This is a genomic window from Nocardioides sp., assembly GCF_051876515.1.
Classification (GTDB): Bacteria; Actinomycetota; Actinomycetes; order Propionibacteriales; family Nocardioidaceae; genus Nocardioides.
This window is the reverse complement of sequence record NZ_JBJEHY010000196.1, coordinates 1-6,859: the sequence shown is the minus strand read 5'-3', so window position 1 is coordinate 6,859 and position 6,859 is coordinate 1. Positions and strand designations below refer to the sequence as shown.

General features: G+C 70.5%; 10 protein-coding genes and 2 pseudogenes. 5 read left to right on the top strand and 7 right to left on the bottom strand.

The annotated features are described in order from the left end of the window. The first annotated feature begins 154 nt into the window (after positions 1-154). Complete coding sequence (locus ACI379_RS14435; RefSeq protein ID WP_439792791.1) at positions 155-1,075, top strand: hypothetical protein; 921 nt, start codon at positions 155-157, stop codon at positions 1,073-1,075. On the opposite strand, the gene ACI379_RS14430 is transcribed toward ACI379_RS14435, so the two are convergent. Further along, complete coding sequence (locus tag ACI379_RS14430; protein ID WP_439792790.1) at positions 1,020-1,316, bottom strand: hypothetical protein; 297 nt, start codon at positions 1,314-1,316, stop codon at positions 1,020-1,022. The two genes, ACI379_RS14435 and ACI379_RS14430, sit on opposite strands and share 56 nt — an antisense overlap. A gap of 142 nt (positions 1,317-1,458) precedes the next feature. Here ACI379_RS14430 and ACI379_RS14425 point away from each other — a divergent pair, with 142 nt between their 5' ends. Further along, the gene (locus ACI379_RS14425) at positions 1,459-2,052 is read left to right on the top strand and encodes a 1-acyl-sn-glycerol-3-phosphate acyltransferase (RefSeq protein WP_439792789.1); all 594 of its coding nucleotides are present in this window, start codon (positions 1,459-1,461) and stop codon (positions 2,050-2,052) included. A 115-nt stretch (positions 2,053-2,167) separates the two neighbouring features. On the opposite strand, the pseudogene ACI379_RS14420 reads toward ACI379_RS14425, so the two are convergent. The 3 genes and pseudogenes from ACI379_RS14420 to ACI379_RS14410 all read right to left on the bottom strand — a co-directional run. Then, a pseudogene (locus ACI379_RS14420) lies at positions 2,168-2,347 on the bottom strand (hypothetical protein); the annotation flags it as partial. An 18-nt stretch (positions 2,348-2,365) separates the two neighbouring features. Then, complete coding sequence (locus ACI379_RS14415; RefSeq protein WP_439792788.1) at positions 2,366-2,662, bottom strand: hypothetical protein; 297 nt, start codon at positions 2,660-2,662, stop codon at positions 2,366-2,368. Positions 2,663-2,683: 21 nt separating this feature from the next. Continuing rightward, positions 2,684-3,142: a hypothetical protein gene (locus ACI379_RS14410; protein WP_439792787.1), complete on the bottom strand. Its 459-nt coding sequence runs from the start codon at positions 3,140-3,142 to the stop codon at positions 2,684-2,686. A 211-nt stretch (positions 3,143-3,353) separates the two neighbouring features. On the opposite strand from ACI379_RS14410, the gene arfB reads away from it, so the two are divergent. Next, the gene (gene arfB / locus ACI379_RS14405; RefSeq protein ID WP_439792786.1) at positions 3,354-3,806 is read left to right on the top strand and encodes an alternative ribosome rescue aminoacyl-tRNA hydrolase ArfB; all 453 of its coding nucleotides are present in this window, start codon (positions 3,354-3,356) and stop codon (positions 3,804-3,806) included. 220 nt (positions 3,807-4,026) lie between these two features. On the opposite strand, the gene ACI379_RS14400 is transcribed toward arfB, so the two are convergent. Continuing rightward, complete coding sequence (locus ACI379_RS14400; RefSeq protein ID WP_439792785.1) at positions 4,027-4,590, bottom strand: dihydrofolate reductase family protein; 564 nt, start codon at positions 4,588-4,590, stop codon at positions 4,027-4,029. An 85-nt stretch (positions 4,591-4,675) separates the two neighbouring features. On the opposite strand from ACI379_RS14400, the gene ACI379_RS14395 reads away from it, so the two are divergent. Then, positions 4,676-5,146, top strand: a complete 471-nt coding sequence (locus ACI379_RS14395) for an aminoacyl-tRNA deacylase (RefSeq protein WP_439792784.1) — start codon at positions 4,676-4,678, stop codon at positions 5,144-5,146. Positions 5,147-5,161: 15 nt separating this feature from the next. On the opposite strand, the gene ACI379_RS14390 is transcribed toward ACI379_RS14395, so the two are convergent. Next, positions 5,162-5,704, bottom strand: coding sequence for a TOPRIM nucleotidyl transferase/hydrolase domain-containing protein (locus ACI379_RS14390; RefSeq protein ID WP_439792783.1), 543 nt, complete (start codon positions 5,702-5,704; stop codon positions 5,162-5,164). Positions 5,705-5,793: 89 nt separating this feature from the next. On the opposite strand from ACI379_RS14390, the gene ACI379_RS14385 reads away from it, so the two are divergent. Continuing rightward, entirely contained in the window at positions 5,794-6,387 is a 594-nt protein-coding gene (locus tag ACI379_RS14385; protein ID WP_439792782.1) for a VOC family protein, read from the top strand. 187 nt (positions 6,388-6,574) lie between these two features. Here ACI379_RS14385 and ACI379_RS14380 read toward each other — a convergent pair. Continuing rightward, positions 6,575-6,859 (bottom strand): annotated as a pseudogene (locus ACI379_RS14380) (hypothetical protein); the annotation flags it as partial.

The window sequence follows — 6,859 nt, the reverse complement described above, 5'->3', positions numbered from 1 at the left end:
CCCCCACGGCCACCGCTTCCGACGCGACCGGACGGAACCACGCCAGTGGTGTCGACGGGCTCAACCAGCGGCACCCCCGCCTCCAGGCAGCCGGTCGAGACCAGCACCCCGGGTTCGTCCGCCGGAAGGGCCGCGCCCCACTAACCTTCGAGGCGTGAAGCGGTTCGAGCGGACCCGCGCCGTCCTGGGCGCGGAGCTGGAGGCTGTACGTCGGCGGGATCCCGACCTGGACGCCGGCGACGTCACCGCTTTCACCCTGCCCCTGCTCGGATGGGCGAGCCTGATCGCTCTCGTGGGCGTCCTGCCGATCGTCGTGATCCGGATGGGCGATGGGGCGGACGAGCTCCTGATCCCTCTCATCGCCTCCGTCGCGCTGGCGGTGATCTGCTCGGCCGTTGTCACCTGGGTCACGGCGACCGTCATCTCCGCGTTCGTGACGGTGGCCCTCTACCGCAAACCCGCCAAGGGCGCCTCGAAGCTCGTGGTCCGCACCACCATCGACTCGTTCGACCGGATCAACAACTCGACCTCCACACTCATGCTGCTCGCCCTCGTCGCCGGGCTGGTCGCACTGGCCGTCGGGCTGCCGGCACGCAAGGGCGCCGACGCCGCGCACTCCGTGGTGGAGGATCTCCTCACCTCGCAGGTGGCCGTCCTGTTCGTGGGGCTCGCGATCCTCTTCCTCGCCGAGGCCTGCCGTACCGCGGCCGACATCATCGACGACCAGTCACCGGCCCTGGCCTGGCCGTGGGCACTCGTGATCGTCGGGGCAGCCTGGGCGGTGGCCACGGTCGCCGGACCACTCGAGTTCACGACGATGGTGCGACGCCTCCTCGAGGAGTGGCTCCCGGCGACCGTCGGCGACCGACCCCGGGCCGAGGCCATCAACGACCTTCTCCCCCGCTGGACCCGCTGGCTGGCCGCCTTCGGCTCCTTGCCCGTGATCGCGGCCATCTGGTGGGTGGAGGCGTGGCGCAACGACGGCCTCGCCGCGCTGCGCCACGCCCCCACTCTCGAGGTCAGTCGTCCCGGCCCTGAGCCCGATCCTGGTCCAGGCCCAGCTCCGCGAGGTTGATCCCCAGCCCGGCAAACGTCACCCGCTGCCCGGTCACGTCCTCAGCCACAGCCACCCACTCCTCGGGCAGCAGAGTGGCGTCGAGGAACTGGAACCCGATGACCTGATCGGCGTCCTCGACGTCGACGTACATGTCACTCGGGTCCTCCTCGACGGCCAGGCTGGCCACCCACCGGCGGCCCGGTGCCAACTCGAACCAGACGAACGCGACATTGCCCTCACGGTCGATGGTCACACGCATGAGCACTCCTTCTCCCTGAGCCGGGTACGGCCCAGCGTCTGCGCGACCAGAGGCCGCGGTCAGGCGTCCGCCTGTCAAAGGAGTCGTCCGAGGGGACGGACAGATGCTCTCACGCACCCCGGGCGTGACCTACGGTGACCCCATGCTCCGTCTCCTCCTCGCCCGCCTGTTCTGGACCGTCAGCCGTTGGCGCCTCCGGACGGAGCCCGCGCCGACGACCCCGACCGTCCTGGTCGGTGCCCCGCACACGTCGAACTGGGACTTCATCCTGATGCTGGCGATCGCGTGGCGGATGGGCATCGACGCGCACTGGCTGGGCAAGGAGAGCTTGTTCCGCGGGCCGGCGGGACCGGTCATGCGAGCCCTGGGCGGGATCCCCGTGGACCGTGCCAACGCCGGCCAGGTCGTCGGCGAGATGGTGGGCCGCCTCAAGGACGGCGGCGTCTTCGGGCTGGTCATCGCCCCCGACGGCACCCGCGGGGCGCACACGCACTGGAAGTCCGGCTTCTACCGCATCGCGCGGGAGACCGGCATGCCTGTCACGCTCGGGTACGTGGACCGTACGACCATGACCACCGGCCTCGGCCCGACGCTGAGCATGACGGGCGACGTCGCGGCCGACATGGACCGCATCCGCGCGTTCTACGCCGACAAGGCCGGGTTCCACCCGTCGCAGCGGGTGGAACCGCGGCTCCCCGAGGAGGACCGCCCCTCCGCCCCCGAGACTCAGGGGTAGTTCGGGTTGTTGCCGGTGGGGATGTCCACGCCACCTTCAACAGGTTGTCCCACAGCGGTTGACGGCTCAGGTCCAGCCACTCGGCGATCTGCTCACCCAGCGTGAACCGGGTCAACGCCTCGAGCACCCCGCGGGTCAGGATCGTGCCGTCGATGTCCTTGCCGAGGTCGAGCAGGATGTTGGCCAGCTTGATGCCCTCCTCGGTCGGCGCGAGGATCGGGTCCAGCACCTGCTTGGCCTGCGACTCGGCCGTCTCCCAGCTCGCCGGGATGTACTCGTCCTTCACCCCCAGCATGTACGCGCTCACCTGCCATTAGTGCAGGAACGCGTCCTTCTCCGCCGTTGGGATCGGGACCTTCCACGCCTTGAGGGTGCGCATCACGGTCGTCGGCAGGCTGTGCCAGGTGACCATGATGTTGGCCTGGCTGATCGGTACGTCCTCCGGCGCCCGGTTCGCCCAGTGCGGTGACTGCGGGAGGATGTGGCGTACGGCCGCGTGCGCCATCCGCGTCTTGACCGCGGTCACGATCATCTCCCCGCCCGGCTTGTACGCGTTGAGGGACCCGATGTCGTAGCCGAGCTTGGCGGTCTTGGAGATGCGGTCCTTCATGTCCGCCCCGCCCTTGGAGTATTAGACGGCCAGCGCCTCCTTGGGGATGACGGTGCTGAGCATGCCGCTGGCGAAGCCGTACAGGACGCCCAGGTAGAGGCCCCGCTTCGCGTTGAACCTGGCCGCCACGTCGAGCTTGGCGCGGTCGACCCACGGCGGCAGCTGCCGGGCGTACTCGATGAAGTCGCGCAGCTCGGTCGGGAGGCCCGCGGGCAGCGGGTCGGAGTTCTTGACCCAGCCGCGCAGCAGCTCGTTGACGCGGGGCACCTGCCCGCTGTCGAGGAGCCGCGCGATCACCGGGTCCGCCTCCTCGTCCCACACCAGGCGTGGGTCGACGCCCAGCCCAGCCCCGGCCACCGACCCGGTCGGCGCCCAGGTCCACGGCGCCCGGGCGGAGGCCGGGGCCATCAACCCGAACGCGCCCATCGCCGCCGCTGCGCTGCCCGCACGCAGAAGATGTCGCCTGCTCATGTCGTCCATCGATGCCGTCCTTCCGGAAGACCCACCAGAGTCGAGGAAGGGCGCCGCTGACCTGCCTTCATTCATAGCAGAGTGTGACGCGAATCACCATTGACTTATTTGTACGTTCTTGCAGTTCGCGCGGGCCTAGATCTCTTCTCTTGCTGCGTTTCCACGTTCACCTGTGCGGGAACATCCGCCCCGGCCCGCGCGAGTACGGCGTCGGTGAGCGATGCTGGGGCGCGTGGACGACCTGCACGTGACCCCGGGCCCCGGCGCGCCCCGCGGGCTCACCGTGCCCGGCGACGAGCTGGTCGAACGGTTCTCCCACGCCTCAGGTCCCGGGGGTCAGGGCGTGAACACGGCCGACTCCCGCGTCCAGCTCAGCCTCGACATCGGTACGACGACCGCACTCAACGACGCCCAGCGCGCCCGCGCGCTGGAGCGTCTGGCTCCCCGGCTGGCCGGCACGGTGCTGACCGTCGCCGCCGAGGAGCACCGCTCGCAGCGGCGCAACCGTACGGCCGCGCGGGAGCGTCTGGCCGCGCTCCTGCGCGAGGCGCTCGTGTCTCCGACCGTACGACGTCCGACCCGGCCGACGGCGGGTTCGAAGCGGCGCCGGATGGAGGCCAAGAGCCGGCGCTCCGAGACCAAGCGGAATCGGCAACGGCCGGCGACGGACTGAGGCCTGCTTCCCGGGGCGGCGCGGCTCTGGCGCGTGCGTCATACGTTCCGGTGGTCCTGGCCGTGCGTCATACGTTCCGGTGGTCCTGGCGCGTGCGTCATACATCCCCGCCGCCGGAACCCCGTCCGTCATCCGAAACCGCACCTATACGTACGGATCTGCATGACGCAGCGCCACCCACCACCCACGACGCATGACGCAGACGCGGGCGTGCGACCCCCTAGCCTCTGACGTACGTCAGGTGCACGGTCCCGTTGCCGAACTCCTGCCGCGCCGCCAGCCGCAGGTCGAGGCGTGCGCCGTCGGGAAACGCCCGCAGGCCGCCGCCGAGCACGACGGGCGCCACGAAGAGGTGCATCTCGTCGACCATCCCTGCGCGGAGCGCCGCGGACGCCGTGGTCGGCCCGAAGATCTCGACGCCGCCCTCCGCGGAGTCGACGATCCGGCGCAGCCCGTCGAGGGTCAGCTCGTCGACGAGGCGGGCGCGCCCGCCGGGCGTCAGGTCGGCGTCCGCCATCGTGGAGGACGCGACGACCTTCTCGATCCGCTGCCACTCCCGCGCGAACTGGGCCTCGTCGGGCGTCCACTCGTCGCGGTGGTCGACCTCCCAGTACGTCATCATCTCGTACGTGCGCCGCCCCAGGACCTCCGTGGAGACCTCCGCGCACCGGGCGAGGTGGACCGCGAAGACCTCCTCGCTGGGCGTCGACCAGTCGAGGCTGCCGGCGGTGTCGGCGACGTGCCCGTCCAGCGACATCGTCGTGCTGTACATCAGGCGTCCCATGCTGACCTCCCGTGCGGCTGCGGATGACCGCCCCGTCCAGTCTCGCACCGTCGCCGCTCCACGGCACCTGCCCTAGCCTCGGACCATGCCCGACGTCGACACTCCCGCGCTCCAGGCGCTGGCCACCTCCGGCCTCCCGTACACCGTGACCCGCCACGGCCGGGTCGGCTCGCTGGCCGAGGCAGCAGCCGCGCGCGGGGTCGAGCCGAGCGCCCTGGTCAAGACCATGGTCGTACGCCGCGGCGAGGGCGACCACCTGTTCGTCCTGGTGCCGGGCGACCGGGAGATCGCGTGGCCGAAGCTGCGGTCACTGCTCGGTGTGAACCGGCTGTCGATCCCGGACGCGTCGGTGGCGCGCGAGGCGACGGGGTACGAACGCGGCACCATCACCCCGTTCGGCTCGGCGACGCCACTGCCGGTGGTCGCGGACGAACGGATCGTGGGACGCACGATCTCGATCGGCGCAGGCGCCCACGGGGTCGGGGCGACGCTCGCCGCCGACGACCTCATCGCCCACCTCGGGGCGCAGGTCGCCGACGTCACCGACCCCGCGTGAGTCGAGGCTCGGGCGTCAGGCGCTCCAGATCCAGTTGAGCAGGCCCTCGAGCGGCTCCGGGACCGACTCGAACGCGACGGCCTCCCCCATCAGGGTGGCGAACTTCGCCTTCCGGGCGCCGTTGGCGGCGATGTAGCGGCGCAGCTGGTCGATGGGCTCGGAGTCGCGGTACGACGGCTGGTCCTGGAAGTTGCGGAACGTCTTCAGCTCGCCGCTGGCCTCCAGCAGGGGCGTCATCTCGGCTGCACCGATGGCGCGTACGAGCTCGAGCTCCAGATCCGGTCGGCAGGCGAAGAAGCCCTGCCGGGTGAGGTCCTCGCCCTCCTGACGGTTGAGGGCGCCGGCGACGAAGCGCTCCTCCTTCTCGTCGTACAGCCCGCCGACGCGGTGGCCCTGCACCGCGGCCTCGGCGATGGCGCGGCCGAAGTTGCCGGCGCCCCCGATGACGGTGACGGTGATCTGCTCGGCGTCGAGGTCGACACCGAAGCGCGGGGCGAGCGCGACGACCGCGGCGCGGTCGGACTCGCCCTCGACGAGGAGGGTGATGGGCTTGGGCACGGGAGGATTCTCCCCCGCGTGGTCATCCGGCCGACAGCGGGCCCGGGCAAGCCGATGCAGGTCGACGGGCTTCGCTCTAGATTGCTGGGATGCCCAACCCGCGGACGATCCCCTTGCTGCCCTGCGCCGACATCGACGAGATCGAGCCCTTCTTCGCCGCCCTGGGCTTTCGCACCACCTACCGCCAGCACCGGCCGTACCAGTCGCTCGCCCTCAACGGTCACGGTATCGACCTGCAGTACTACGGGCTGGACGGGCACACGCCAGAGTCCTCGCACAGCTCGTGCCTCGTCATCGTCGACGACACCGGTCCGATCTGGGAGGAGCTGGCCGCGGGGCTGCGCGAGGCGTACGGGAAGCTGCCGATCACGGGCTTCCCCCGGATCACCCGCCCGCGCGCCCGGAAGAACGCCGACGGGGTGAGCGGTTTCAGCCTCATCGACCCGGCCGGCAACTGGCTGCGCTTCTTCCGCGACGGCAGCGCCGACACCTCCCCCACCGACCTCACCCGGCTGGGCGAGGCGGTCCAGAACGCGGCCGTGCTCGCGGATAGCAAGGGGGACGTCGCCCAGGCCGCCAAGGTGCTCGCGGGCGCCATCAAGCGCGCACCCGCGGACGACCCTGCGCAGGGCGAAGCTCAAAGCTTCATGCAGGAACTGTCCGCGCGGCTGTCGGACGGCTGAGCTGCTTGCGGCGGTTCAGACGTTGAAGCGGAACGATCAGGCGGGGTTTCGGCTGTTGTTGGTGATCGTCGATCGGTGCCGGAAAGCACGGTCTGACCTGGGGAAACGCGTTCGGAGGACCGTTGGACATCGTCGGCGAGGATCGGTCCCGGCCGGACTTCTTGCGGACTATTTGCGGACCGCTGGCTCAGTCATCGGCGTCCTGATCGAGGATCGCGTTGGCGACCTCGGACGGGAAGAGCGTCGACCAGATGATCTCGCCCGAGCCAGGGCTCATCTCCGCCAGGGGCGACGGTTCGGGCTGCCAGTCCCCGGGCGTGACACCCGGGACGCAGTCGAGGAGCAGCGCGAACATCTGCGGGTCCGGCACTCCCTCGGCAATGATCGAGAGGTAGGCCTCGTGCCCGTTCTCTGCCCGGACAAGGGCCTTGATCCGATGGTTCCGGAACTCGGCGACGGCGAGCTGGCCAGT